Origin of the sequence: Vogesella sp. AC12 (assembly GCF_024437575.1) — a bacterium.
Taxonomy (GTDB): domain Bacteria; phylum Pseudomonadota; class Gammaproteobacteria; order Burkholderiales; family Chromobacteriaceae; genus Vogesella; species Vogesella indigofera.
Genome location: NZ_JANFNU010000001.1, coordinates 185,337 through 210,717, shown reverse-complemented (window position 1 = coordinate 210,717; position 25,381 = coordinate 185,337). Strand labels below are relative to the sequence as shown.

The 25,381-nt window shown below is 64.7% G+C and carries 20 protein-coding genes; 9 read left to right on the top strand and 11 right to left on the bottom strand.

The features are described 5' to 3' along the window. Positions 1-191: 191 nt before the first annotated feature. A complete protein-coding gene (locus NOM55_RS01125) occupies positions 192-650 on the bottom strand; it encodes a MarR family winged helix-turn-helix transcriptional regulator (RefSeq protein ID WP_255907105.1) in 459 nt (152 codons plus the stop codon). An 84-nt stretch (positions 651-734) separates the two neighbouring features. On the opposite strand from NOM55_RS01125, the gene NOM55_RS01120 reads away from it, so the two are divergent. Beyond that, entirely contained in the window at positions 735-1,865 is a 1,131-nt protein-coding gene (locus tag NOM55_RS01120; RefSeq protein WP_255907104.1) for a YbdK family carboxylate-amine ligase, read from the top strand. Position 1,866: 1 nt separating this feature from the next. Here NOM55_RS01120 and NOM55_RS01115 read toward each other — a convergent pair whose 3' ends face one another. The 5 genes from NOM55_RS01115 to NOM55_RS01095 form a co-directional block, all read right to left on the bottom strand. Beyond that, positions 1,867-2,451 (bottom strand): thermonuclease family protein, encoded by a 585-nt coding sequence (locus tag NOM55_RS01115; RefSeq protein WP_255907102.1) that lies wholly within the window; start codon positions 2,449-2,451, stop codon positions 1,867-1,869. A gap of 63 nt (positions 2,452-2,514) precedes the next feature. Next, on the bottom strand, positions 2,515-3,060 hold the full coding sequence (locus NOM55_RS01110) for a cob(I)yrinic acid a,c-diamide adenosyltransferase (protein WP_047967294.1): 546 nt from the start codon (positions 3,058-3,060) through the stop codon (positions 2,515-2,517). Next, the gene (locus tag NOM55_RS01105) at positions 3,060-5,000 is read right to left on the bottom strand and encodes a hypothetical protein (RefSeq protein WP_255907101.1); all 1,941 of its coding nucleotides are present in this window, start codon (positions 4,998-5,000) and stop codon (positions 3,060-3,062) included. Before NOM55_RS01105 ends, NOM55_RS01110 begins: the two co-directional genes overlap by 1 nt. Continuing rightward, on the bottom strand, positions 4,993-5,424 hold the full coding sequence (locus NOM55_RS01100) for a DNA polymerase III subunit chi (RefSeq protein WP_047967292.1): 432 nt from the start codon (positions 5,422-5,424) through the stop codon (positions 4,993-4,995). The genes NOM55_RS01105 and NOM55_RS01100 overlap by 8 nt, the downstream gene beginning before the upstream one ends. After that, on the bottom strand, positions 5,411-6,973 hold the full coding sequence (locus tag NOM55_RS01095) for a leucyl aminopeptidase (RefSeq protein WP_047967291.1): 1,563 nt from the start codon (positions 6,971-6,973) through the stop codon (positions 5,411-5,413). Before NOM55_RS01095 ends, NOM55_RS01100 begins: the two co-directional genes overlap by 14 nt. 166 nt (positions 6,974-7,139) lie before the next feature. Here NOM55_RS01095 and lptF point away from each other — a divergent pair, with 166 nt between their 5' ends. Genes lptF through NOM55_RS01075 form a run of 4 tightly spaced genes read left to right on the top strand, consistent with a single transcriptional unit; the run spans position 7,140 to position 12,344 of the window. Further along, a complete protein-coding gene (gene lptF / locus NOM55_RS01090; RefSeq protein ID WP_120809637.1) occupies positions 7,140-8,246 on the top strand; it encodes an LPS export ABC transporter permease LptF in 1,107 nt (368 codons plus the stop codon). A 3-nt stretch (positions 8,247-8,249) separates the two neighbouring features. Further along, positions 8,250-9,323 carry an LPS export ABC transporter permease LptG gene (gene lptG, locus NOM55_RS01085; protein WP_120809636.1) on the top strand — a complete coding sequence of 358 codons (1,074 nt, stop codon included), beginning with the start codon at positions 8,250-8,252 and terminating at the stop codon, positions 9,321-9,323. After that, positions 9,320-11,893, top strand: coding sequence for a [protein-PII] uridylyltransferase (locus NOM55_RS01080; RefSeq protein ID WP_255907100.1), 2,574 nt, complete (start codon positions 9,320-9,322; stop codon positions 11,891-11,893). The genes lptG and NOM55_RS01080 overlap by 4 nt, the downstream gene beginning before the upstream one ends. 4 nt (positions 11,894-11,897) lie before the next feature. Beyond that, positions 11,898-12,344: a MaoC family dehydratase gene (locus NOM55_RS01075; protein ID WP_255907099.1), complete on the top strand. Its 447-nt coding sequence runs from the start codon at positions 11,898-11,900 to the stop codon at positions 12,342-12,344. A 4-nt stretch (positions 12,345-12,348) separates the two neighbouring features. Here the strand turns inward: NOM55_RS01075 and NOM55_RS01070 are convergent, their stop codons facing one another. After that, positions 12,349-13,947 (bottom strand): PAS domain-containing methyl-accepting chemotaxis protein, encoded by a 1,599-nt coding sequence (locus tag NOM55_RS01070; protein WP_255907097.1) that lies wholly within the window; start codon positions 13,945-13,947, stop codon positions 12,349-12,351. Positions 13,948-14,127: 180 nt separating this feature from the next. Here NOM55_RS01070 and NOM55_RS01065 point away from each other — a divergent pair, with 180 nt between their 5' ends. Next, entirely contained in the window at positions 14,128-14,865 is a 738-nt protein-coding gene (locus NOM55_RS01065; protein ID WP_255907096.1) for an EAL domain-containing protein, read from the top strand. 224 nt (positions 14,866-15,089) lie between these two features. Here the strand turns inward: NOM55_RS01065 and NOM55_RS01060 are convergent, their stop codons facing one another. Beyond that, positions 15,090-15,527, bottom strand: a complete 438-nt coding sequence (locus NOM55_RS01060) for a VOC family protein (RefSeq protein WP_047967284.1) — start codon at positions 15,525-15,527, stop codon at positions 15,090-15,092. Positions 15,528-15,569: 42 nt separating this feature from the next. After that, positions 15,570-18,392 carry an excinuclease ABC subunit UvrA gene (uvrA, locus tag NOM55_RS01055; protein ID WP_047967283.1) on the bottom strand — a complete coding sequence of 941 codons (2,823 nt, stop codon included), beginning with the start codon at positions 18,390-18,392 and terminating at the stop codon, positions 15,570-15,572. Between the two features lie 140 nt (positions 18,393-18,532). Here uvrA and NOM55_RS01050 point away from each other — a divergent pair, with 140 nt between their 5' ends. The 3 genes from NOM55_RS01050 (at position 18,533) to NOM55_RS01040 (ending at position 23,563) form a co-directional block, all read left to right on the top strand. Then, positions 18,533-19,894 (top strand): MFS transporter, encoded by a 1,362-nt coding sequence (locus NOM55_RS01050; RefSeq protein ID WP_255907094.1) that lies wholly within the window; start codon positions 18,533-18,535, stop codon positions 19,892-19,894. Positions 19,895-19,968: 74 nt separating this feature from the next. Next, positions 19,969-20,442 carry a single-stranded DNA-binding protein gene (locus NOM55_RS01045; RefSeq protein ID WP_047967281.1) on the top strand — a complete coding sequence of 158 codons (474 nt, stop codon included), beginning with the start codon at positions 19,969-19,971 and terminating at the stop codon, positions 20,440-20,442. 316 nt (positions 20,443-20,758) lie between these two features. Then, entirely contained in the window at positions 20,759-23,563 is a 2,805-nt protein-coding gene (locus NOM55_RS01040) for an EAL domain-containing protein (RefSeq protein ID WP_255907092.1), read from the top strand. A gap of 33 nt (positions 23,564-23,596) precedes the next feature. Here NOM55_RS01040 and NOM55_RS01035 read toward each other — a convergent pair whose 3' ends face one another. Both NOM55_RS01035 and NOM55_RS01030 read right to left on the bottom strand, forming a co-directional pair. Next, positions 23,597-23,839, bottom strand: a complete 243-nt coding sequence (locus tag NOM55_RS01035; RefSeq protein WP_255907091.1) for a DUF2325 domain-containing protein — start codon at positions 23,837-23,839, stop codon at positions 23,597-23,599. 172 nt (positions 23,840-24,011) lie between these two features. Further along, complete coding sequence (locus tag NOM55_RS01030; protein ID WP_255907090.1) at positions 24,012-25,160, bottom strand: PLP-dependent aspartate aminotransferase family protein; 1,149 nt, start codon at positions 25,158-25,160, stop codon at positions 24,012-24,014. Positions 25,161-25,381: the final 221 nt, after the last annotated feature.

The window sequence follows — 25,381 nt, the reverse complement described above, 5'->3', positions numbered from 1 at the left end:
GAGCGGTAGTTCAGTTGGTTAGAATACCGGCCTGTCACGCCGGGGGTCGCGGGTTCGAGTCCCGTCCGCTCCGCCAACCAGACAAAACCCATTCATGCACGCATGAATGGGTTTTTTGTTTTGCCTTCCGGCAACAGGGCATCACTCATTCGGCACCACCCCGCACCAAGCATGGCACGGGGCAGCCCGCCTTACTCGGTAAACGGCAACGGCTTGTTCGCCGCCTGCCGGTCCGACACCCCCATCACCGCCAGCAGGTCATCCAGCCCGTCTGCCAGCTGCCGCAACTGGCCGCCACTGAGCCGCGCCAGTGCTTCCGGCAACCAGCCGCGCGGCGCCACCGCCACCTTGCCGATCAGCTCCGCCCCCTGCTCGCTCAACGCCACCTGCACCACACGCAAATCCTGCTCGCTGCGCACCCGCGTCACCAGCCCGGCGGAAACCAGCCGGCCCAGCATATTGCTGAGTGTGGCCGGCTTGATCGCCAGCCGTGCGGCCAACTCCCCGGCACGCAACGGCCCCGCTTCGTGCAATTCGGCCAACACCCAGGCCTGCGCCCCGGACACCCCCAGCTGCGCCTCGATATTGGCGGAGTGCTGCTGTGCGGAGCGGAAAACAACACGAAAGCGTTGCAGGACATCCAACGCCATCACGGGAACTTTGTCGGCCACTGGCGGCTCACTGGAACAGGACATTTGTTTTTGTGCAAAATAAAATAGATGAAGGAGAACCGCATGCCAAGCACAGAATACCAACCCAGCACTGCCGCCACACTGGGCATGGAGCTGGAAATCCAGCTGGTCGACAAACAAACGCTCGACCTTGCACCACGCGCCGACGAAATATTACATACGCTACACCAAAGTACAACGGCCAGGCACTTCAAACAGGAAGTCACCCGTTCGATGCTGGAACTCAATAGCGGCATCCATGACAGCAGCGCCACACTGGAAGCCGAAATGCTGCAACTGGGCGCGCAATTGTGCGCTGCGGCCGCCCCGCTTGGCGTCCGCCCCTGCGGCGGCGGCACCCACCCGTTCCAGGACTGGCGCGAGCGCCAGATCTCCGACTTTCCGCGCTACCAGCACTTCGCCGAACACTACGGCTATCTGGCACGGCAATTCACCATTTTCGGCCAGCACGTGCACGTCGGTTGCCCGGATGGCGATACCGCGATCTGGCTGACCCATGCGCTGAGCTACTACATTCCGCACTTGCTGGCCCTGTCCGCCTCTTCGCCCTACATACAAGGTGAAGACAGCGGCTTTGCCTCGGCACGCAGCAATGTGGTCAGCGCCTTTCCCAGCAGCGGCCATCTGCCGCAATTCGTGCGCAGCTGGCAGGAGTTCCAGGGCCACGCGGCGGAGCTGGAGCACGCCGGCATCATCGGCAGCCTGAAAGACCTGTACTGGGACATCCGCCCCAAGCCGGAGTACGGCACCGTCGAGGTGCGCATTTTCGATACCCCGCTGGACATTCCGCACAGCGTGGCACTGGCGGCGCTGGTGCAGACGCTGGCGCGCTACCTGCTGACGGAGCGACCGCCGCAACCCGGTCGTGCCGCACTGTACTGCGTCTACGATTTCAACCGCTTTCAGGCTGCCCGCTTCGGTCTGTCCACCGATATCCACGACGTGCGCAGCGGCAAGCGCATCCCGCTCAGCCAGGCCATCCTCGGCCTGCTGCAACAACTGCAGCCTTACGCCGCCGATCCGCATGCACGGGATTGCCTGGAGCAGCTGGCACTACGCGCCCACCACCGCCACGGCGACTACAGCCTGCTGCGCGAACACGCCAACAACGGCCTCAGCGCCCCTCAGCTCGTGCACGAGGCGGCCAACCTGTGGCAGCCGGCAAACAGCTAGATCACTGCCCAGCGCGGCGCTGACGCCGGAAATCCCACGGCGGCACCGGCGCGGCGTCGTACCACAAGCCCTGCCGCTGCTGCTGCGCGGCTTGCTGCGTTTGTTCATAGAGACGGAACTCCTGCGCCGACTGCCCCTTGCGCGCGTACTGCTGGTAGTGCCAGGCATAACCGGCGCGCAACTGGCCAAGGTTGACATCCTCATCACCCAGCCAGATGCGGCCAACGTTGCGGCCATAACGGTCCTGCTCCAGCACCTCGACCCGCACCTGCTGTCGGTACAGCTTGTCGGATAGTACCTGCTTGGCCTTGGTCCCGAACGGTTGCGCCTTCTCGGGGGCATCGATAAAGGCAAAGCGCACCTTGTGCTGCTGCCGGCTGCCGTCCAGCACCGTGATGGTGTCACCATCGGCCACCCCCACCACCACGCCCTCGATCTGCCCGGCGTCAGCGTGCGAAGCGGCACTCGGCCAGATCGCGCCCGCCAGCGCACCCAGCAACAGCACGCCGGCCGCAACCTTGCGCAGCGGCGAGGCGCCGGAAAACAGGGTCGTCAATGCACGCAGATGTTGCGCCTGTACTTTCATGCCTACTCCATCAATCAAATAAAAAAGGCGGCCATCACGGCCGCCCGCTGGCAACAGCCGGTGTCAGTCCTTGCGGCGCGGCTGCCACAACACATCGGCCACCTGCGCCTGCTGGTTCAGGTAGCGCGCCAGGATGAACAGCACGTCCGACAGGCGGTTGAGATACTGTCGCGGCAAGCCGCGCAGCGTGTCGGCCAGTAGCACCAGCGCACGCTCGGCGCGACGGCATACCGCCCGCCCCTGATGCGCCACCGCCGCGGCACGGCAGCCACCCGGCAGGATAAACTCCTTCAGCATCGGCAGCTGCGCATTCCATTGCTCGGCCTGCTGCTCAAGCATCGCCAGCTGCGACTCGTGCAGCGCCTCGTAGCCCGGCACCGCCAGCTCCGAGCCGAGATCGAACAGGTCGTGCTGCACCTCCGCGAGAAAGGCATCCACCTCCGCCGGCAAGGCTTCGCAGCGCAGCAGGCCGACGATACAGTTCAGCTCGTCGACCTCGCCCAGCGCCATCACCCGCGGCGCACTCTTGGACAAACGGCTGCCATCACCCAGCCCGGTGGTCCCATCGTCCCCGGTGCGGGTCACAATCCGCGACAAACGGTGTCCCATTATCGTTCTCCCTGTCCGGCTTGCGCCTCGCGTATGGCCTCGCGCAGCGACTCGCGCAACGCTTCGGCCAGCATCATGTCAAAATCTTCCTTCAGGTGCTGCATGACGCCGGACATCAGCTGCTTGGCCTGCATTTCCAGTGCGTCCTGCATCCACAGCGTCAGCTCCACCTTCATGCGTGGCAGCACGCGCGCGTACAGCGCGTCTATCAGCGCCTCCGAGGTCAGCGATGACAGCGCGTCGCTGGCCGCCGCTTCCGGCGCCACCGCCAGCGGCTGGCTCACCTCCTTCACCCCCGACAGCTGCATCGCCGCTGCGGCCAACCCTGTCGCCACAGGTACCTCTGCCGCCGAAGACGGTGCGGTCAGCACCTGGTGTACCGGCAGGATTGCATCCTGCGGCGTCAGATCAAAAGGCGGCTCCGCCCCCAGATCTCGCGCCCAGGCCAGCTCCACTTCACGATCCGGCATCATGTCACTGCCGTCACCACCATCCAGCTCAGCCACCAGACTGGCCGCCAGGCCCAGACCGCCCCCCAGCACCCCGGTCGGCAGACTGTCCAGCGAGATGCTCTCGCCCAGCGGGTAGCCCCACACCGCCGCGTCATCCTCGGCTGCAACTGGCGCCGCATCCAGTGCCGTGACGTAGGCGGCCGCCACGCCGGCCGGTGCTGCACCTTCTGCCGCGGCAAGATCAAAAGCGAATTCGTCACCGTCGGTTGGCTCTTCATCCACCACCGTCGCAGACAGCACGGCATCGGCGGCAAGTGGCACCGCCACCTCGTCAGCCAGCAGCGGCGGTTCCATCGTGACGGCCGCCTCCTCCGTAACAGCATCCCCAGATGGAAGAGCCGCCTCGGCCACCATCTCGACCAGCGGCGACGCATCGACGCCGGCCATCACCTCATCGCTGGCCGTGACTTCCGACACCACAGTGGCAAGCGCCTCGTCAGGAGCCGGTAGTGGCTCCGAGATCTCGGCAATGTCCGCTTCGGCAGGCGCAGCCGCCTGACCTGGCAGCACCTCGTCAAGTTCGGTGGCCGGTGGTGCTTCGGACACCATCGTCAGTTCCGGCGCTGATTCTGCCGCCTTGGCATTCATGTCCGTTTCAGCAGCGGCCAGCCCTGTATCCGGCGGCGGCGCGTCCCACGGTGTCGCATCCATTTCGACTGATACATCAGCCTGCGGGGAGGCATCAGCCGGCGCCACTTGGGCGGCCTGATCCAGCCACGCCGCCAAGCCCGCTGCCGCGGTGGCGGCAGTCAACTCGGCGTCCACGGTGTCCAGCAGTGGTGCATTGCCTACATCCGCCAGGCCGGCAGCAAGCATCTCTTCGTCACCGGGCATCCCCACTACCGGCAGCGGCACCTCATCACCAGATAAGGGCTCTGCGGCCAACGTTTCTGCCACATCCGCCTCCAGCGGCATCTCCGCCGGCGACGGTGCTGCCTCAGCCTCTGCCTCAGCCAGCACCGCATCAGCCGTGCCCGTCGACCACAGTGCCGCTGGCGCTGTTTCATCCGCCATAACCGGCGCGGCATCGGCAGCCACCTCCGGCATGGCAAAGCCGGGCAGCACCTCGCCCAAGTCCATGTCGTCCGGCAACGGCACATCCAGATCCAGCGACGGCAGGCGCCCGATCAGCGCCTCGGCGTCCAGCGCGCCATCACCGCTGATAGCCACATCCGGCGACTGCTCGCCGGCGGACAGCACCTCATCCAGCGTCAGATCGGGCGGAAAGCTCAGCTCGTTGTCCGGCAGCGCGTCGGCCAGCTGCGCCATTTCGGCGCTGAAATCAAAATCGGGAATGTCAAAATCGACCAGCACCGGCACCTCGGCCTGCGGCGGCATTTCCGCCGCCGGCGCCAGCGGGGTTTCGACGATTTCGGTCAGCACCGGCAGGGAATCCCAGTCCGGCACCGGGGCTTGTGGCTCAGTCATGGCGGGCATCACTCATATTGTGGTGATGAATTTCGAAACCGCTATCCAGATAACGGCGGTAGCGCTGCCTTGCGACGGCCTTGGACGCATCGTCAGTGCCAACCACCTCCAGAATGCGCGGAAAGCGTTGCGGCGAGTCGGGAAAAGCCGGCGACAGGTTGAGCAGCACTAGCCCCTCGGCGTCGGCGGCAAAATCCGTCGCCAGTAGCACCGGTGTTTCCGCCGCCAGCACATCGCTCGCCGCGCAATGCGGGATGAACTCAGTGTCGCCGTAGGCCCACAGTTGCGCACTGAAGCCGCGCAACGCCGCCTCATCCGGCAGCACGATCAGCATCCGCTCACCCTTGCGGTAAACGGTACGCGCCGCCCGGCACGCAAACGGGTACAGGGCGGCGACGTCGGTGTAAAAATCAATCCGCGTCATCTTCAACCACTTCGGACAATTCGCGACGTGGACGACCACGGCGCACGACATTGCCCAAGGCGATATCCGCACGGTCCTGCAGGAACTGTACCAACAGCGGCACCGGACGACCGGTGGCACCCTTGTCCTTGCCGCCGCGCCACGCGGTGCCGGCGATGTCCAGGTGCGCCCAGTCGTAGGCCTTGGCGAAGCGCGACAGGAAGCAGGCGGCGGTGATGCTGCCACCGGCGCGACCGCCGATATTGGCCATGTCGGCAAACGGGCTCTTCAGCAGTTCCTGATAGTCGTCCCACAGCGGCATGTGCCAGGCGCGGTCGCCGACTTCCTCGCCGGCGGCAATCAGCTCCTTGGCCAGACCGTCCTGATTACTGAACAGGCCGGTGGCGATATTGCCCAGCGCCACCACGCAGGCGCCGGTCAGCGTCGCCACGTCCACCACCGTCGCCGGATTCAGGCGCTCGGCATAGGTCAGCGCGTCGCACAGGATCAGGCGGCCTTCGGCGTCGGTGTTGAGCACTTCGATGGTCTGTCCGGACATTGAACGCACGATGTCACCCGGCTTCAGCGCGCGGCCGGACGGCATGTTTTCGCAGGTCGGGATCAGCGCCACGATGTTGAGCGGCAGCTTCATCTCCACGGCGGCGCGGAAGGTGCCCAGCACCGAGGCGGCACCGCCCATGTCGTACTTCATTTCGTCCATGCCTTCACCCGGCTTCAGCGAAATGCCGCCAGAATCAAAGGTAATGCCCTTGCCGATCAGCACCACCGGCCGCTCGGCACGGTCGCGGGCGCCGAAGTGCTTCAGCACGATGAAGCGCGCCGGCTCGTCGCTGCCACGCGCCACAGCGAGGAAGGAATCCATCTTCAGGGCGGCGATTTCGTCCGGGCCGAGCACCTCGACCTCGCAGCCGAAGTCTGCGGCCAACGTTTGCGCCGTTTGTGCCAGATAGCTCGGCGTGCAGTGGTTGCCCGGGGTATTGGCCAGATCCTTGGTCAGCTTCATGCCGGCGGCAATGGCCTGGCCGCGCTGCAGGCCGCGCTCGCCGTCGGCGAGATCGCTGCGGCGTGGCACGGCGAAGGTGAATTTACGCGGTTCGCGCGCTTCGTCCTGGCGGGATTTGAACTGGTCAAAACGGTAGAAGGCATCGACGGTGGCGACGGTGGCTTGCTCCACCATCCACTCCACATCGTGCTTCTTGACGTGCAATTCCGACAGATAGCTGACGATTTCGTTGGCCTGGGTCGAGGCCAGCGCTTTGACCGAGGCACGGATCGCCTCGCGGTATTCCTTGGCGCGGAAGTCGCGCTCCTTGCCGAGGCCGACCAGCATCACGCGGTCACACAGCGTGTGCGCCACCGAGTGCAGCAACAGGGTGGAGCCAAGCTTGCCGTCCATGTCGCCACGCTTGAGAACATCGGTCAGGAAGCCGTTGGAAATGCGGTCGAGCAGATCAGCGGCAAAGGACAGCTTGCGGGTTTCGTAGACACCGACCACAACGCAGGCGACGCGCTGTTTTTCCGGGCTTCCGCTTTTAATGTTAAACTCCATTGATAGCTCTCCAATGTGTGTTGGGATCATCAAGGCGCATCCCGTCAAGCTTTTGGCTTGGCTTGAATCAACTGGCCCACCTTGATTTTTGACCGAAAGCCTCTTCGGCTAATATTTCTAATTATCACTACCCTTTTGACGCATTGTCAAAAACAGGCCCGCTTTTATGCTTTTTAAGAAAAGCCTCACGCGCGAACTGACTTATACCAGTATCGGCGTTTTTTTCATTTTGTTGGCGATTTTGCTGACCACTCAATCCATCAATCTGCTCGGCCGCGCGGCGCAAGGGCGCATCGCCAACGAGGCGGTGGCGGCGCTGATCGGCTTCTGGACGCTCGGCTTCTTTCCGGTGCTGATGATCCTGACCGTGTTCGTCAGCGTGATGGTGGTGTTCACCCGCATGTGGCGCGAGCACGAGATGGCGGTGTGGCTGGCCAGCGGCAAGTCGCTGTCCGACTGGGTCGGCCCGGTAATGCGCTACGCGCTGCCGCTGAGCCTGCTGGTGGCCATCGGCACGCTGGTAGTCGAGCCATGGGCACAGCAGCGCAGCCGCGAGTACGCCGAGATCCTGAAGCAGCGCGAGGAGATGACCGCGCTGGCACCGGGCGTATTCAAGGAGTCACGTAGCAATGACCGCGTCTACTTCATCGAGAGCTATTCCGTTGCCACTGGCGCCACCCGCAACGTGTTCGTGCAGAACATCGCCGATGGTGAGGTGTCGTCGGTATTCGCCAAGGAAGGCCAGCTGGGCCGGGACGAGCTCGGTAACCGCACGCTGACCCTGCTCAACGGCCGCCGCTATGTCGGCGAGCCCGGCAGCGGCGCCTTCGAGGTGGTGGAGTTCGACAGCTACCGCATCAAGATCAGTGACAATGTCCGCACCGCGGTGCCGGAAGTGGACAGCAGCTCGCGGCCAACCTTGCAGCTGTTCGGCAGCGACGATCCGAAGGACCGCGCCGAGTTGGCCTGGCGCCTGTCGCTGCCGCTGTGCACGCTGCTGCTGGCCCTGCTGGCCCTGCCGCTGAGCTACTACAATCCGCGCTCCGGTCACGCCTACAATCTGGTGTTCGCGCTGGGCGCCTATCTTGCCTACCAGAACCTGCTCTGGCTGCTGCGCAACTGGATTGCCAGCGACAAGCTGCCCAGCGCACTGGCCATTCTGCCGGCGCACCTGCTGATCCTGCTGCTGGCACTGGCCCTGCTTCACTACCGCAACCGTCCTGCCGGCTCGCTGCTGCCGGTGCTGCGCGGCTGGCTGCGAAAGACCCCGTAAATAATGAAGACCGTCCGCAACTACATGATGGCGCGCTTTTTCGGCGCAACCCTGTTCACCCTCGCCTGCCTGCTAGGCCTGTACGGTTTTTTCGACATCATTCGTGAAGTGCCAGATCTGGGCAAAGGCAACTACCAGACCAGCACCATGCTGGCCTATGTCGCGCTGCAGATCCCCGGCCACGCCTACGAGCTGATGCCGCTGGCGGTGCTGATCGGCGCGCTGGTGGCGATGTCGCAGCTGTCCGGCAGTGCCGAGTACACCGCCATCCGCACCTTCGGCGTCTCGCTGGGGCAGATCGCCCGCTTCAAGCTGATCTTCGGCCTAATCATGGCGCTGTCGGCGCTGGCGCTGGGCGAGTTCATCTCGCCGCAGTCGGAACAGATGGCGGAGCGGCTGAAACTGCAGTCGACGCGCTCGCTGATCGCGCAGGAGTTCCGCTCCGGGCTGTGGGTGAAGGACGACAACAACATGATCAACGTGCGTGAGATGCTGCCGGACAACACCCTGCTCGGCATCCGCATCTACAGCTACGATGACGAGTACCGGCTGATCCGCAGCGAGTTCGCCGAGCGCGCCACCTACCAGGGTGAAGGCAACTGGCAACTGGAAGGCGTGCGCTCGTCCACGCTGCACGCCGACCATGTCAGCACCTCGCGCCAGCCCGGCCGCCAGTGGCAGTCGGTGCTGCAGCCGGACATCCTGTCGGTGCTGCTGGTGGTGCCGGAACAGATGTCGGCACTGGACCTGCTGACCTATATCGAACACCTGCAGAACAACCACCAGAAGACCCAGCGCTACGAGATCGCGCTGTGGAGCAAGCTGTTCTACCCGCTGGCCTGTATTTCGATGGCGCTGGTGGCGCTGGCGTTCACCCCGGCACAGCGCCGCCAGAACGATCTCGGCGTCAAGCTGTTCACCGGCATCAGCATCGGTATCGCCTTCCACTTCTGTAACCGGCTGTTCGGTCACCTCGGCCTGCTGTACGACTGGAACCCGCTGCTTTCGGCCACCATCCCCACCACGCTGTTCTTGATCGCAGGGGGCTGGGCCATACTCCGACTGGAAAAACGATGACGGCAACCGCACAACAGCAGCTCTGTCAGCGCTGGCGCAAGACCCTGCAGGACGGCCGCGCCACGTTGGCCGCACGCTATACCGCCGACCGCAACGGCCGTGCCTACCTGCAGGCACACAGCGCACTGGTCGACGGCGTGATCCGCTCCGCCTGGGATGTGCTGGGGCTGGGGCAGCGCGCGGCGCTGGTGGCGGTGGGCGGCTACGGCCGCGGCCAGCTGTTTCCGCACTCCGACATCGACCTGCTGCTGCTGCTGCCCTCGGCCACCTGCGACAGCCTCAGCAGCTTCGTGGAAGACTTCATCGGCGCGATGTGGGACATCGGCCTCGATGTCGGCCACAGTGTGCGCACCATCAACGAATGCCTGCAGGAAGCGGCCAAGGACATCACCGTCGCCACCACGCTGCTGGAAAACCGCATGCTGGCCGGCAACATCACCCTGTTCCACCAGCTCAACAGCGCGGTCGAGCGCAACCGTGACCCGCTGCCCTTCCTGGAAGGCAAGCTGCTGGAACAGCAGCAGCGCCACAGCAAGCACTACGGTCTCGGCAGCAACCTGGAGCCGAACATCAAGGAAAGCCCGGGCGGCCTGCGCGACCTGCACACCATCCTGTGGATCAGCAAGGCCATCGGCGTCGGCCAGACCTGGGACAGCCTGATCAGCAACGACATCCTCACCGCCTCCGAGGCGCGGCTGCTCAAGTACAGCGAACGCCAGCTGGAACGCATCCGCATCGACCTGCACCTGGCCGCCAAGCGCCGCGAAGACCGGCTGATCTTCGACCTGCAGAACACCGTCGCCACCATGTCCGGTCTCAGCGACGACGATGCCCGCCGCGCCAGCGAACAGCTGATGCAGACCTTCTACAAGGCCTCAAAGAACGTCAGCCAGCTCAACGGCATCCTGCTGCCCAATCTGCGCGCGCGCTACGTCTGCACCGTGCCGCGGCTGACCCAGGACCTCGACGAGCACTTCTACAGCGTCAACTGCATGCTCGGCATCCGCGATCCGGACATCTTCGAGAAGCAGCCGTCGACCATCCTCAGCGCCTTCCTGCACATCCAGCGCCACGGCCTGCGCGGCATGGCACCGCGCACCCTGCGTGCGCTGTGGCACGCGCGACGCCAGATCAACGAGCGCTTCCGCCGCGATCCGCACAACCGCGCACTGTTCATGCAGTTCTTCAAGGAGCCGGTCGGCCTGACCCGCACCCTGCGCCGCATGAACCTGTACGGCGTGCTGGGCAAGTACCTGCCGGCCTTCGGCAAGATCATCGGCCAGATGCAGCACGACCTGTTCCACGTCTACACCGTCGACGAACACATCCTGATGGTGGTGCGCAACCTGCGTCGCTTCGCGGTGCCGGCGTTCAACCACGAATACCCGCTGCTTAGCCGCCTGATCGACGAATTCGAGCGCCCGGAAGTGCTGTACATCGCCGGCCTGTTCCACGATATCGCCAAGGGCCGCGGCGGTGACCACTCGCAGCTGGGCATGGCCGACATCCGCCAGTTCTGCGAGGCGCACGGCATGTCCGCCGCCGACACCGCGCTGGCAGAATGGCTGGTGGCGCAGCACCTGACCATGTCCAGCGTGGCGCAGAAGCAGGACATCTACGATCCGCAGGTGGTGCAGGAATTTGCGGCCAACGTTGGCGACCTGCGCCACCTGGTGGCGCTGTACATCCTCACCGTCGCCGACATCCGCGGCACCAGCCCCAAGGTGTGGAACGCGTGGAAGGCCAAGCTGCTGGAAGACCTGTTCCAGGCCACGCGGCGCAAGCTGCAGCAAGGCGGCGAAGTCGACCTCGACCTGGAGCTGGCCGAGCGCAAGAAGGCGGCGCAGGCCATCCTGCGCCTGAACGCAATCCCGGACGGCGTCGAACAGACGCTGTGGCAACACGTCGACAGCATCTATTTCCTGCGCCACGAGGCGCGCGAGATCGCCTGGCACGCGCGGGTGCTGAACCGCAGCGTGGACACCCAGACCCCGATCGTGCGTGCACGGTTATCTGAGGACAAGGAAGGCATCGAGCTGATCGTCTACGCCGCCGACCAGCCCGACCTGTTCGTGCGCATCTGCGCCTTCCTCGGCGCCGCCAACTACAGCATCGCCGACGCCAAGATTCACACCACCCGCCACGGCTACGCGCTGGACACCTTCCACGTGTTCCTGCCGGAACACCACGACGGCGACTATCGCGACCTGATCAACTTCATCGAATTCGAACTGGCGGCCAACCTGCAGCGCCAGGAGCCGATCCGCATGCCGCCGCCCGGCCGCCTCAGCCGCCACCTGAAGCACTTCCCGATCCAGCCGCAGGTGCTGATCCGCGCCGACGACAAGCAGCGCCACTACGTGCTGTCCATCGTCAGCGGCGACCGCCCCGGCCTGCTGGCCAAGATCGCCAAGGTGCTGTCCGACTATCACGTCAACGTCGACGCCGCCAAGATCATGACCCTGGGCGGGCGGGTGGAAGACTCCTTCCTGTTGTCGCTGCCATCCAGCCACGACGACAAGCTGCTGCTGGCGCTGGAAAACGACCTGATCAACGCACTACGGATCTGACACCATGCTGCATTTTGAAGACCTCACCCCCGGCCGCCGCTTCCACACTGCCAGCCACACCCTGACGCTGGCCGAAATCCGCGACTTCGCCGGCAGCTTTGATCCGCAGTTTTTCCATCTGGACGAGGTCGCGGCCGAGGACAGCGTGTTCAACGGCCTCGCCGCCAGCGGCTGGCATGTCGCCAGCCTGACCATGCGTCTGGTGGTGGCCAGCGAGCTGAGCCAGGTCGCGGGCGGTCTGGTCGGCATGAAGGTCGACAATATGCGCTGGCCGCGGCCAACCCGCGCCGGCGACACGCTGCAAACCGAGATCGAGGTGCTGGCGCAGCGTGCCTCCGCCAAGCAGCCGCAATTCGGCATCGTCACCCTGCAGTGGACGACGCGCAACCAGCATGAAGAAATCGCCGTCCAGCTGGAAACGGCGATTTGGGTACAGCGCAGGGACAGCTAAAGGCTTAGCCGGGCTTCTGCCACTTGCGATAGTGCAGGGTCAGCCGCTCCAGATCGCCGGCCGCCACCTCCAGCGCCTGCGCGCTGTGCAGCACGTTGTTGGCGGTGTCGATGTTCTGCTCGCCCAGCACCGCCAGCTGTTCCACCGACGCCGCCACCTGGTGCACGGTCGAGGAGTCGCTGGCGACCTGGCTCGACAGCTTGCCGGCAAAGTCGTGGGCGCGGTCGGCGATGTCCAGCAACACGTCCAGCTGCGACGCCGAAGCGCGGATCTCCGCGCTGACGTGATCGACCTCTTCCACCGAACGGTCCATGTTCAGCGTCACCTTGTCGGTAATCTGCACGATCTGCTGCACCACATCGCCGATGGCGTCGGTCGCCGTCGCGGTACGCTCGGCCAGCTTGCGCACCTCGTCGGCCACCACGGCAAAGCCGCGCCCGGTTTCGCCGGCACGCGCCGCCTCGATCGCCGCGTTCAGCGCCAGCAGATTGGTCTGCTCGGCGATGCCGTGGATCAGGTTGGTCATGGCGCCGATTTCGGTCATCGACTTGTCCAGCGCCGCCAGTTCTTCCTTGGAGCGGTTGACCACCACCACCGCCTGGGTGGCGGCCTCGGCCGCACGCTGCATCACCTGCTGGCCCTCGGTCGCGGCATTGCGCGTTTCCTGAGCGCCCTGCACGCTGTCTTGCGCCATTGAGGCGACATGGCCGATCGAGCTGCTGATCTGCTCCATGCTGATGCTGATCTGCTGCAGGCCCTTGCCCTGCTCTTCGGCTCGCGCCACCAGCCCGCCCATTTCCTGGCTGAGGGCGTGCGACTGCTCGTAGGTACGACCGCCGGCACTGAGCGAATCCGCCACCATCGCGCGCATGTGCAAGCGCAGGCCTTCCAGGCTGTCCATCATCGCGCCGAGCTGGCCGCCGAGGCGGGTCTGCAGCGGCGATTCCAGCTGGCCTTCCGCCAGATTGAGGAAGCCCTGGTGCAGGCGCTGCATCACGCGCCACTCGGAGTAGCGCCACCACACCGAGGCGGCCGTCAGCGCGCCCAGCGACAGCAGGCTGACCAGCAGCCGCGTGCCGTCGCTCCAGCCCGGCACACAGCCGGCGGCGACCAGGCCGGAACTGAACAGGCCGGTCAGCACAAAGCCGATCTTGCCGCTATCGCGGCGCTTGGACAGCTGCCTCAGCGTGGATGGCAGGGTGGCCTGCTTGTCGCGCACTTTCTGGTACAGCGCTTCGGCGGCGCTGACTTCGGCGCGGTTGGGCGTGCTGCGCACCGAGACATAGCCGACGATCTTGCCCATTTCGGTGATCGGCGTGACATGCGCCTCCACCCAGTAAAAGTCACCGTTCTTGGCGCGGTTTTTCACCAGTCCGCCCCACGGCTTGCCCTGCTTGACCGTGTCCCACAGGTCGGCAAAAGCCTCCGCCGGCATGTCCGGATGACGCACGATATTGTGGTTCTTGCCCAGCAGTTCGGCTTCGCTAAAACCGCTGATGTCGATGAACGCGCGGTTGGCGTAGGTGATGGCGCCCTTGAGATCGGTCTTGGTAACAATCGGGCGCAGGGAATCGAGAAACAGCTCGTTGGCTGTCACTGGCATATTTATTTTCATAATCGTGTCTTATTGATGTGTGCGCCAATCGTGCAAGATTATCAAACATTTCTAATCAAGCCTACACAAACATCGGCAGGCGCGATTGAAAATACCTCTTCCGGCCAGCTTTGCAAACGCGGTGGCACGCGGTACAGTTCGGAAAGTATAAATACAAATGATTATCAAATGAATCAAGCGCGCAACCCCATCCCGACCGAGCTGCTACTGGAGGTCATCGAACGGCAACGCATCGGCGCCGAATACCAGCCGATCAAGGCGACCAACAGCCTGCAGACGGTGGGCTACGAGGCGCTGGCACGGTTTTATAGTGCAACGCGCCAGCCGCTGCCACCGCAGGCGGTGTTCGACACGCTGCACGATTCGCCGGTCACGCTGGTGCAGGTCGAACTGATGAGCAAGCGCTGGCAGATCGAGCACGCGCCACGCGACGGCCTGCTGTTCCTCAATCTCGACCCGCACGCCGTCGCCGGCCTGTCGCTGGCGACACCGGAACACCCGCTGCTCGACCTGCTGTGCCAGCCGCAGCGCACCGTGATCGAGCTGATCGAAAACACCAATGTGCAGGAAGCGGATCACAGCATGCTGCTGGCGGAACTGCTGGCGCAGCGCGGCATCCGCACCGCGCTGGACGACATCGGCGGGCCGGCGACGATGGTGTCGATTCCGATCCTGTGTACGGTGGACATCTACAAGTTCGACCGCCAGTGGCTGCGCCAGCTGCAGCAACCGCGGCAATTGCGCATGCTGCAGATGCTGCTGGCGTTTGCCCGTGCAGAAGGCAAGCAGACGGTACTGGAAGGCATCGAAAGCGAGGCCGACCTGAGCCAGGCACAGGCGCTGGGCGTCGACTTCGTGCAGGGCTACCTGTTCCGCCCCGAGTTCATCAGCCGGAACGCGCTGTAAGAGCGTGCTCACGATCTCGCGAGCTAGCGCGAGACCAGGCGAAAACGGCTGAGGAAGCGGAGTTGACATGGGGTCAATGAGCATTCCGAAGCCGTTTTCAACGCGGTATCGCCCCGTTGAGATCAAGTCGCAGCAGATCGTGAACATGCTCCAAAACAGTTTGCCCAAGGTTGGCCGCATTGCGGCCAACCTTGGGCAAAGGAGCACCCCCGAAAACAACCGCCTCAGGCGCGTTTCAGCTTGAGCTTGCCCGCCAGCCAGGTGTGATCGTAGCTGACGATTTCGTAGGGATTGCCGAACGGATCGACGAACGACACCGAGCAGAAGAAACCGTGGTCGTGCACCGAGTCGCGGGCGATGGTCTGCCCGTCGCGGCTCACCACTCGCTCCACCGCCAGCCGGTCCAGCCACTCCATGAAATCGTGACCGCTGACACCAAACGCCACCGCCCCGGCCGCCACGATCGCCGCCTCGTCCTGGCTCAGCGCCAGGCGCACGCTGGCGCTGGGGTTGGTCAGCATCAACACCCCGTGTGGCCCGTCCTGCAGATGCTTGTAGCGCACATCCGGCACCATACCCAGCACCCGCTGGTACCAGTCCAGCGCCTTGGCAGTGTCGTTTACCTTGATGTGCAGATGGTCAATCTTGGCCAGCGTCAGCATGCGTACCCCAAAATAATAAATTCATGATGTCGTTATGATCTGTTACGGTTTTTTCAGCAAGGGCGCCAGATAATGCCCGGTATGGCTGGCCGGGTTGGCCGCCACCTGCTCCGGCGTGCCGCAGGCAATGATCTGGCCGCCGCCGGCACCGCCCTCCGGCCCCAAGTCGATCAACCAGTCCGCAGTTTTGATTACGTCCAGATTATGCTCGATCACCACCACAGTATTACCGTTCTCGCGCAAGCGGTACAACACGCTCAGCAATAGTTCGATGTCGTGAAAATGCAGGCCGGTGGTCGGTTCATCCAGAATATACAAGGTGCGGCCGGTGTCGCGCTTGGACAATTCCAGCCCCAGTTTCACCCGCTGCGCCTCGCCACCGGACAGCGTGGTCGCGCTCTGCCCCAGGCGAATGTAGCCGAGACCGACATCCATCAGCGTCTGCAGCTTGCGCGCCACCGTCGGCACCGCGCTGAAGAACTCCAGCGCCTGCTCCACCGTCATCTCCAGCACTTCGTGGATGCTCTTGCCCTTGTACTGCACTTCCAGCGTCTCGCGGTTGTAACGCTTGCTGTGGCAGACATCGCACGGCACGTACACGTCCGGCAGGAAGTGCATTTCCACCTTGATTACGCCGTCACCCTGGCACGCCTCGCAGCGGCCGCCCTTGACGTTGAAGCTGAAACGGCCCGGGCCATAGCCGCGCTCGCGCGACAGCGGCACGCCGGCAAACAGCTCGCGGATCGGGGTGAACAGACCGGTATAGGTGGCCGGGTTGGAGCGCGGCGTGCGTCCGATCGGGCTCTGGTCGACGTTGATCACCTTGTCCAGCTGCTCCAGGCCGCTGATGTCGCGGTACGGCGACGGCTGCTCGCTGGCGCCGTTGAGATCGCGGGCGGCGATCTTGTACAGCGTGTCGTTGATCAGCGTCGACTTGCCGGAACCGGACACACCGGTGACGCACACCAGCATGCCCAGCGGCAGCTGCAGCGTCACGTCCTTCAGGTTGTTGCCGCTGACGCCGGCCAGGCGCAGCAGGCGCTCGGGGTTGACCTCGCGCCGGCTGGCCGGCACCGCGATGCCGCGGCGGCCGGACAGGTAGGCGCCGGTCACCGATTTCTCGCTGGCGGCGACCTCGGCCGGCGTGCCGGCCACCAGCACCTCGCCACCGTGCTCGCCGGCGCCCGGCCCCATGTCGACCAGGTAGTCGGCGGCGCGGATGGCGTCCTCGTCGTGCTCGACCACGATCACGCTGTTGCCCAGGTCACGCAGCCGTCGCAACGTCGCCAGCAGGCGGTCGTTGTCGCGCTGGTGCAGGCCGATCGACGGCTCGTCCAGCACGTACATCACGCCGGTGAGGCCGGAGCCGATCTGGCTGGCCAAGCGGATACGCTGCGCCTCGCCACCGGACAGGGTATCGGCAGAGCGCGCCAGACACAGGTAGTCGAGGCCGACGTTATTGAGGAAGGACACGCGGTCGCTGATTTCCTTGACGATCTTTTCCGCCACCGCCTGCTTCTGGCCGGAGAACTGCAGCCCGCTGAAAAAGGCCGAGGCATCCTTTAGCGCCATCTGGTTGATCTGGTGCAGCGTCTTGCGGCCGATGTAGATATGGCGCGCCTCCAGACGCAGGCGCGAACCGCCGCAGCTCGGGCAACACTGGTTGTTCTGGTACTTGGCCAGTTCTTCGCGCACGGTGCTGGAATCGGTCTCGCGATAGCGGCGTTCCAGGTTGGGGATGATGCCCTCGAAGGCGTGGGCGCGCTGGAATTTGGTACCGCGCTCGGAGACGTAGGTGAACTCGATTTCCTCGCGTCCGGAGCCGTGCAGCACCACCTTCTGCACCTCGTCCGGCAGATCCTCGAATGCGGTCTCCAGCGAGAAGCCGTAGTGCTCGGCCAGCGCCAGCAGCATCTGGAAGTAGAACTGGTTGCGCTTGTCCCAGCCCTTGATCGCGCCGGCGGCCAGGGTCAGTTCCGGGTGCGCCACCACCCGCGACGGATCGAAATAGGTGATCTCGCCGAGGCCGTCGCACTTGGGGCAGGCGCCCATCGGGTTGTTGAAGGAGAACAAGCGCGGCTCCAGCTCCGGCAGGCTGTAGCTGCACACCGGGCAGGCAAACTTGGCGGAGAACCAGTGCTCCTTGCCGCTATCCATTTCCACCGCGATGGCGCGGCCTTCGGCGTGGCGCAACGCGGTCTCGAAGCTTTCCGCCAGCCGCTGCTGCATGTCGGCGCGCACCTTGACGCGGTCGATCACCACCTCCACCGAGTGCTTCTTGTTCTTGTCCAGCTTCGGCACCGCGTCCAGCTCGTACACTTCGCCGTCGACGCGCACGCGCACGAAGCCCTGCGCACGCAGGTCCTCGAACAGCTCGACGTTCTCGCCCTTGCGGCCAACGATGACCGGCGCCAGGATCATGATCCGCGTCTCTTCCGGCAGTGCCAGCACATGGTCGACCATCTGGCTCACCGTCTGCGACGCCAGCGCCACGTCGTGCTCCGGGCAGTGCGGATCGCCGACGCGGGCGTACAGCAGGCGCAGGTAGTCGTGGATTTCGGTGACGGTGCCCACGGTGGAGCGCGGGTTGTGACTGGTGGCCTTCTGCTCGATGGAGATCGCCGGGCTCAGGCCCTCGATCAGGTCGACATCGGGCTTTTCCATCAGCTGCAGGAACTGCCGCGCGTAGGCCGACAGGCTCTCGACGTAACGGCGCTGCCCCTCGGCATACAGCGTGTCGAAGGCCAGCGACGACTTGCCGGAGCCGGACAAGCCGGTAATCACCACCAGCTGGTGGCGTGGCAGGTCAAGATTGATGTTCTTCAGATTGTGCGTACGTGCGCCGCGAATGCGGATGGAATCCATGCCTGTCTCACCGTCGGTCGGGGAACCTGCTACTATACCGGACTTGCGCGCAGCCGCTCCATAGCACGATGGATTTCCTGACAGAGAAATCCGCTGCCGCTGCCCGCCCACTGTGACGACGCCCTCCAACACCCGTACCGATGACTGCACTTGAGCTACGCGCCAGCCTTGGCCTGGCCGGAATCTACGCCCTGCGCATGCTGGGCATGTTCCTTATCCTCCCCGTCTTTGCGCTCTACGCCGAAACCCTGCGCGGCGCCGACAACCACACCCTGATCGGCATCGCGCTGGGCAGCTACGGCCTGGTGCAGGCGCTGCTGCAACTGCCGCTGGGCATGCTCTCCGACAAGGTTGGCCGCAAGAAGATCATCTACGGCGGTCTGCTGCTGTTCGCCGCCGGCAGCTTCATCGCCGCCAGCGCCGACGACATCATGATGCTGACCGTGGGCCGCATCATCCAGGGCTCCGGCGCCATCTCGGCGGTGATCACCGCCCTGCTCGCCGACCTCACCCGCGAAGAAGTGCGCACTCGCGCCATGGCCATCATCGGCATGAGCATCGGCACCACCTTTGCCGTCAGCCTGGTGCTGGGGCCGCTGCTGGCACGCTATATCGGCGTGGACGGCATCTTCGTGCTCACCGGCGTGCTGTCGCTGCTGGCGCTGCTGGGCGTGTGGCGCATCATTCCCGACCCGGTGCACTCCAGCTTCCACTCCGACACCGGCACCAATACCGCGCGGCTGCCGGCGGTGCTGCGCAACCGCGAGCTGCAGCGGCTGAACTTCGGCATCTTCGCGCTGCACGCGGCGCAGATGGCGATGTTCGTCACCATCCCGTTCGCGCTGACCAGCACCGGCGGTCTCGACAAGTCGCAGCACTGGCTGGTGTACCTGCCGGTGGTGGTCGCCGGCTTCGTGCTGATGGTGCCGGCCATCATCTACGGCGAGAAAAAGGCCAAACTGAAGCAGGTGTTCGTCGCCGCCGTGGCGCTGATGACCACCGCGCAGATCGGCATGGCGCTGGCGCTGTCCAGCTTCTGGCTAATCGTGCTGTGGCTGGGGCTGTACTTCGTCGCCTTCAACATCCTGGAAGCCACCCTGCCGTCGCTGATCTCGAAAATTGCCCCGGCCGATGCCAAGGGAACCGCGATCGGCGTGTATAATACCGCCCAATCTTTCGGCCTGTTTGCCGGTGCCGTTGCCGGCGGCTGGCTGTACAGCCACCACGGCGCGCTGGGCGTATTTGCCTTCACCAGCGTGCTGATGCTGGCCTGGCTGCTGCTGTCGCTGACCATGACGCCGCCCAAGGCGGTGAAGAGCCAGATGTTCCACATCGGCGAGCAATGGCAGGGCGATGCCGATACCCTGTCGCGGCAGCTGGCCAGCCAGCGCGGCGTCAGCGAAGTGGTGGTGTTGCTCGGCGAACGGGTGGCCTATCTGAAGGTCTCCCAGCAAGACTGGGACGAAGCCGCGGTCAAACAGCTGATCCAGGCAACATACTGAGCCGCCGCACCGCCGTCACCTCAGCCCGTGACGGCGCCGAATACCTCCTTGAACTGAAATGAAACGGAGCCCCAATGAACAGCATTACTTTTGATGGCCGCTTGGCCGCCGACGCCGAACTGCGTTACACCCCGAGCGGCGAAGCCGTGCTCAGCTTCCGTGTTGCCAGCGATATCGGCTTTGGCGAGCGCAAGACCACCAACTGGTTTACCTGCCAGGTGTGGGGCAAGCGCGGCGAATCGCTGAAGAACTACCTCGGCAAGGGCCAGCAAGTCACCGTCTACGGCCAGCTGACACTGCGCGAATGGCAGGACAAGGAAGGCCAGAAGCGCCTGTCGCCGGACGTGCGCGTCAATGAAATCAGCCTGCAAGGCGGCAAGCGCGACGGCGGCATGGGCGGCGCGGACGAAGACTACAGCTACGGCGGTGGCGCCCAGCGCTACGACGCCCCGGCCGCGGCACCCGCCGCCGCCCCGGCGGCACCACGTCGCATGGAGCCGAAACCGGCCCCGAAAATGGACGACATGGACGACGACATCCCGTTCTGAGCCAGTCCCAGACGGAGCCGTACCGATCTGCCAACCCCAGTCACCGATGTGACTGGGGTTTTTCTTTGTGGCCACCGGGGCGGGTTGCCCGTCCGCAGCCGCCGCCATGCCCGCACCACGGCGCTGATGCGGCCGCCGAACTCGGCCGGAGATAAAAGCCGGACTTTCCGGGTAGCGGGAAAAAACATGACAAATAATCGCTCAGGAATGGCCTATTGTTAGGAGGACGCGGGCGATCAGCCCGGCTGGAGGCGGCAGGCAAGGCTGCCGCGATGGCCAACCTGCAAAGTGCACAACAGGGATTTGCTGCCAACCCATGAAATCCGAGTCCCCTCCCGAGCTGCAGGACCTCCCGCCGGAGATGCCGACCTTGATCGCGCGTCTGGCCTGGGGCGGCGGCACGCTGGTCACCCTGCTGGTGCCGCTGATCTTTTTCGTGGTCGGCTACCAGAGCGAGGTAGCCCGTCTGGAGTCGGCCCTGCAGGTCGGCCTCTACAGCAATGCCAAACAGCCACGCACGCATGCCGGCAAGGCGCGGGAAACACTGCACTCGCCACCGGCGGTGCTGGCCGCCCTGAACTGGCTGCCGGGCCACACCAGCATCCGCCTCACCGACGACAGGCAGCAGCTGCTGGCCGGGAAAAACGCGACGCCGCGCTGGCCGCAGCTGACCCGCAGCGCCACCCTGAACCTGGGCGCCGAGCACCCCGGCCAACTGGCGGTGAGCCGCTCTATCCGCCCGCTGCTGCTGTACAGCCTGTTGATGTCCCTCCCCGGACTGATACTCGGCATCATCACCTTCATCACACTGCGCGACCTGCCGATGCGCGTCTTTCGCCGCACCTTGCAGGAAATCACCATCCGCAAGGTGACCGAGGAGAAACTGGCCAAATCGTTGTCCATTTTCTCCGCCACGCTGGAATCCACCGCCGACGGCATTTTCGTCACCGATGTCTACGGACGGGAGGTGGTGGCCAACAAGCGCTTCCGTGACATGTGGCACCTGCATCAATCGGACAGCCTCTACGCCAACAACAACGAAACCCTGGCCGAGCTGAGCAACAAGCTGCGCGATCCGACCGCTTTTGCCGCCACGATCAAGGACCTGAGCAAGCACATCGACGTCAATCAGGGCAGCACGCTCGAGCTGCGCGACGGCCGCCATTTCGAGTGGAACTCACAGCCACAGTTCGTCAATGGACGGGTGGTCGGACGGGTGACCAGTTTCCGCGACGTCAGCGACCGCAAGCAGGCGGAAGCACTGCTGGCCATTGAAAATGAAGTGCTGGAAATGGTGGTCTGCGGCCAACCTTTGCAGGCCGCGCTGGGTGTGCTGGCCAACCATGTGGAAGTGCTGTCCGGCGAGATGTTCTGCACCATCCTGTTCCGCAAGGACAACGAAGGCGCCGAGCTGGAGTGCGTCTCCGGCCGCAGCCTGCCGAGCAATGTAGTCGACGGCATCGTCCACCACGGGCAAGCGGTGCTGGACCAGGTGTTTGACGCGATCACGCAACTGGAAAACGCACCGAAGCACGGCCTGGCGGACGAATACAGCGGCGTGATCGAGGATATCGGCGCGCACCCGATCTGGGCGGACTACTGCAGCCTGATGGCCAGTCACGGCGTGCACGCCTGCTTCGCCGTGGCCGTGCGCTCTACCGACGGCCACCTGCTGGGGCTGATCGTGGCGCACTACCGCCACCCGTCAAAGCAGCAGCCGCACGACCGCGAGCTGATGTGGGTCGCCGCCCACCTGGTGCGCATTGCCATCGAGCGGCGGCAGGCAGAAGAGCGGCTGCAAGTACTGGCCCACTACGACACCCTGACCCGACTGCCCAACCGGGCGCTGTTTCACGACCGCCTCAACCAGGCGCTGGCCCGTCTGGAAAGAAACAAGGGGCTGGTGGCGCTGATGTTCATTGATCTCGACCGTTTCAAGACCATCAACGACACGCTGGGCCACGATCTGGGCGACCAGCTGCTGCGCGAGGTGTCGGCGCGTCTGCTGATGTGCGTGCGCGAGATGGACACCGTGGCGCGCCTCGGTGGCGACGAGTTCACCATCATTCTGGAACAGATCAACAAGGCCGAGGACGCCGCCAGCGTGGCCGGCAAGATCATCGAGGTGTTCGCAGCGCCGTTCCGCCTCGGTCACCAGGAAACCTTTGTCACGCCCAGCATCGGCATCACCATCTATCCGGCGGACAGCGACAACAGCAGCCACCTGATCAAGTACGCGGACACCGCGATGTACCGGGCCAAGGAGGACGGCGGCAACGGCTACCGCTTCTTCACCACCGAAATGAACACCCTCGCCACCGACCGCCTGGAAATGGAAAGCGGCCTGCGCCGCGCGCTGGAACGGGGAGAATTCGTCGTTTACTACCAGCCCAAGCTCGACCTGGCCAGCAACAGCATTACCGGCGCCGAGGCGCTGCTGCGCTGGAAGCACCCGCGCCGCGGGCTGATCTGCCCGGACGAGTTCATTCCGATCCTGGAAGAAACCGGCCTGATCGAGCAGGTCGGCAGCTGGGTGCTGAAAACCGTGTGCAGCCAGATCCGAGCCTGGCAAGACAGCCCCGGCCTGCCGCCGCTGGTCATCGCCGTCAATCTCTCCGGTCGGCAACTGCAGCGCAGCAACCTGGCCACCGCCATTTCCGACATTCTCGAAGAAACCGGCGTCGAGCCGCGCTTTCTGGAGCTGGAAGTGACCGAGAGCATCCTGATGCACGATCCGCAATGCGCGGTCGACGTGCTGATGCAGATCCGTAACAAGGGCATCCTGCACATCGACGTCGACGACTTCGGCACAGGCTACTCCTCGCTCAGCTATCTCAAGCAATTCCCCATCGACTGCCTGAAGCTGGACAAGTCCTTCGTCGACGGCCTGCCGCACGACGAAGACGACATCGCCATTTCCCAGGCCGTCATCGCGATGGCGCACAGCCTGCGGCTGACCGTCATCGCCGAAGGCGTCGAGCGCGAGGAGCAGCTGGCTTTCCTGCGCGACAACGGCTGCGACATCATCCAGGGCTACATCATCAGCCCGCCGGTGCCGGCCCAGACCTTTGCCCAGCTGGTGCTGGAGCGCGCGCAGCAGCACTCGACCACGCTGCCCTGATACCGGACCGCGCACCGACCAGCCGTCGGCCCGTCACTTGCGGCCAACGTAGGCGACGCTGATCTGCCGCTCGCGCGCGATCAGGCGCATCCGTTTCGCCAGGTTGTGATTGACGTAGTCCAGGATGATCACCATGTGCGTCACCCGCGCCGGAAACTCCCGCTTCAGGTCCCCGCTCTTGCGCCCGCTCCAGTGCAGCACGTCCGCATAGCCCGAGGCCTGCAGCGCCCGCCGCGTGGTTTCCACCTTGTCACCGCCGATGATCATCGCCCGCATCGCTGGCCCTCCTCCACACCGTTTCGCCCACCTTATCCGGTGCCCGGTCGCAGCAGAACCAAGAAAATCACAACAGCTTATCGCCGCGCCGCTGCAGTCCATATTCCGGCCGCGGCATACGCCATGAAAAACCCCGGCGCGGGGCCGGGGTGTCGTCCACGCGGCAAAACGCCTACGCCAGCGCCTGTGCCAGATCGGCGATCAGCGCCTCCGCCGACTCGATGCCGACCGACAAGCGGATCAGGTTGTCGCTGATGCCCAGCAGCGCACGGCGCTCGGCCGGCACCGAGGCGTGCGTCATCGCCACCGGCACGCACACCAGGCTCTCCACCCCGCCCAGGCTCTCCGCCAGCGTGAACAGCCGGCTCTTGCCCAGCACCGTCTTCACCTCCGCCGCGCCGCCGTCGAGATAGAAGGACACGATGCCGCCGAAGTGGCGCATCTGCTGTTTGGCCAGTGCGTGCTGCGGATGGCTCTCCAGCCCCGGATACAGCACCCGCGTCACGCGCGGATGGCTTTCCAGCCACTGCGCGATGGCCTGCGCATTGCGGCTGTGCTGCTCGACACGCAGTGCCAGGGTGCGGATGCCGCGCAGCACCAGGAAGCTGGAGAACGGGTCCAGAATGGCGCCGGTGGCGTTGTGCAGGAAGGCCAGCTGCTCGGCCAGCTGCGGCCGGTCTTTCGACACCACCGCCACCCCGGCGATCACGTCGGAGTGGCCGTTCAGGTACTTGGTGGCCGAGTGCAGCACGATGTCGAAACCGTAGCCCAGTGGCTGCTGGATCACCGGCGAGGCAAAGGTGTTGTCGGCCACTGCCAGCAGCTGGTGGCGGCGGGCGATGTCGGCCAGCAGCGCCAGATCGGCCAGCCGGTTCAGCGGGTTGGACGGCGTCTCCACCCACAGCATGCGGGTATTGGGCTGGATGGCCGCTTCCAGCGCCGCCGGGTCGTCGGATGGCACATAGCTGATGGACAGCCCGGCCGACTGGCTGCGCACGCGGTCAAACAGCCGCACCGAGCCGCCGTACAGGTCGTCGATGGCGACGATGTGGCTGCCGGCCGGCAGCAGGTCGAGCACGGTGGCGATGGCGGCAAGGCCGGAGCCAAAGGCGTAGCCGCGCACGCCGCCTTCCAGCTCGGCGATCGCGCGCTCCAGCGCCTCGCGTGTCGGATTCTGGCTGCGCGAGTACTCGTAGCCGCTGTGCTCGCCCGGCGCCTGCTGGCGGTAGGTGGAGGTGGCGTAGATCGGCGGGATCACCGCGCCGAACGGGTCATCGTGCAGCCCGGCGGTCACGGACAGGGTGTGAAAATCGGTGCTCATGCTGTGTCCTTGCAAAAAGGTTGGCCGCAAGGTGCGGCGGCAGCGGCCGTCGCACCTTGCGGATCAATAGGAATGTCCCAGAGTCTGTTCAAAGTCTCGCGCGCTCACGCGAGACAAGGCGAAAACGACTGAGGAAGCGGAGTTGACATGGGGTCAATGAGCATTCCGAAGGCGTTTTCAACGCGGTATCGCCCCATGTTGAGATCAGTCGCAGCAGACAT

Coding starts and splice junctions, on each gene's coding strand:
- NOM55_RS01125 (WP_255907105.1), bottom strand. CDS start 650: ATGGCGTTGGATGTCCTGCAACGCTTTCGTGTTGTTTTCCGCTCCGCA.
- NOM55_RS01115 (WP_255907102.1), bottom strand. CDS start 2,451: ATGAAAGTACAGGCGCAACATCTGCGTGCATTGACGACCCTGTTTTCC.
- NOM55_RS01100 (WP_047967292.1), bottom strand. CDS start 5,424: ATGACGCGGATTGATTTTTACACCGACGTCGCCGCCCTGTACCCGTTT.
- NOM55_RS01045 (WP_047967281.1), top strand. CDS start 19,969: ATGAACAGCATTACTTTTGATGGCCGCTTGGCCGCCGACGCCGAACTG.
- NOM55_RS01035 (WP_255907091.1), bottom strand. CDS start 23,839: ATGCGGGCGATGATCATCGGCGGTGACAAGGTGGAAACCACGCGGCGG.
- NOM55_RS01095 (WP_047967291.1), bottom strand. CDS start 6,973: ATGGAGTTTAACATTAAAAGCGGAAGCCCGGAAAAACAGCGCGTCGCC.
- NOM55_RS01120 (WP_255907104.1), top strand. CDS start 735: ATGCCAAGCACAGAATACCAACCCAGCACTGCCGCCACACTGGGCATG.
- NOM55_RS01070 (WP_255907097.1), bottom strand. CDS start 13,947: ATGCCAGTGACAGCCAACGAGCTGTTTCTCGATTCCCTGCGCCCGATT.
- NOM55_RS01080 (WP_255907100.1), top strand. CDS start 9,320: ATGACGGCAACCGCACAACAGCAGCTCTGTCAGCGCTGGCGCAAGACC.
- NOM55_RS01030 (WP_255907090.1), bottom strand. CDS start 25,160: ATGAGCACCGATTTTCACACCCTGTCCGTGACCGCCGGGCTGCACGAT.
- NOM55_RS01110 (WP_047967294.1), bottom strand. CDS start 3,060: ATGGGACACCGTTTGTCGCGGATTGTGACCCGCACCGGGGACGATGGG.
- uvrA (WP_047967283.1), bottom strand. CDS start 18,392: ATGGATTCCATCCGCATTCGCGGCGCACGTACGCACAATCTGAAGAAC.
- NOM55_RS01105 (WP_255907101.1), bottom strand. CDS start 5,000: ATGACTGAGCCACAAGCCCCGGTGCCGGACTGGGATTCCCTGCCGGTG.
- NOM55_RS01060 (WP_047967284.1), bottom strand. CDS start 15,527: ATGCTGACGCTGGCCAAGATTGACCATCTGCACATCAAGGTAAACGAC.
- lptG (WP_120809636.1), top strand. CDS start 8,250: ATGAAGACCGTCCGCAACTACATGATGGCGCGCTTTTTCGGCGCAACC.
- lptF (WP_120809637.1), top strand. CDS start 7,140: ATGCTTTTTAAGAAAAGCCTCACGCGCGAACTGACTTATACCAGTATC.
- NOM55_RS01075 (WP_255907099.1), top strand. CDS start 11,898: ATGCTGCATTTTGAAGACCTCACCCCCGGCCGCCGCTTCCACACTGCC.
- NOM55_RS01050 (WP_255907094.1), top strand. CDS start 18,533: ATGACTGCACTTGAGCTACGCGCCAGCCTTGGCCTGGCCGGAATCTAC.
- NOM55_RS01040 (WP_255907092.1), top strand. CDS start 20,759: ATGAAATCCGAGTCCCCTCCCGAGCTGCAGGACCTCCCGCCGGAGATG.
- NOM55_RS01065 (WP_255907096.1), top strand. CDS start 14,128: ATGAATCAAGCGCGCAACCCCATCCCGACCGAGCTGCTACTGGAGGTC.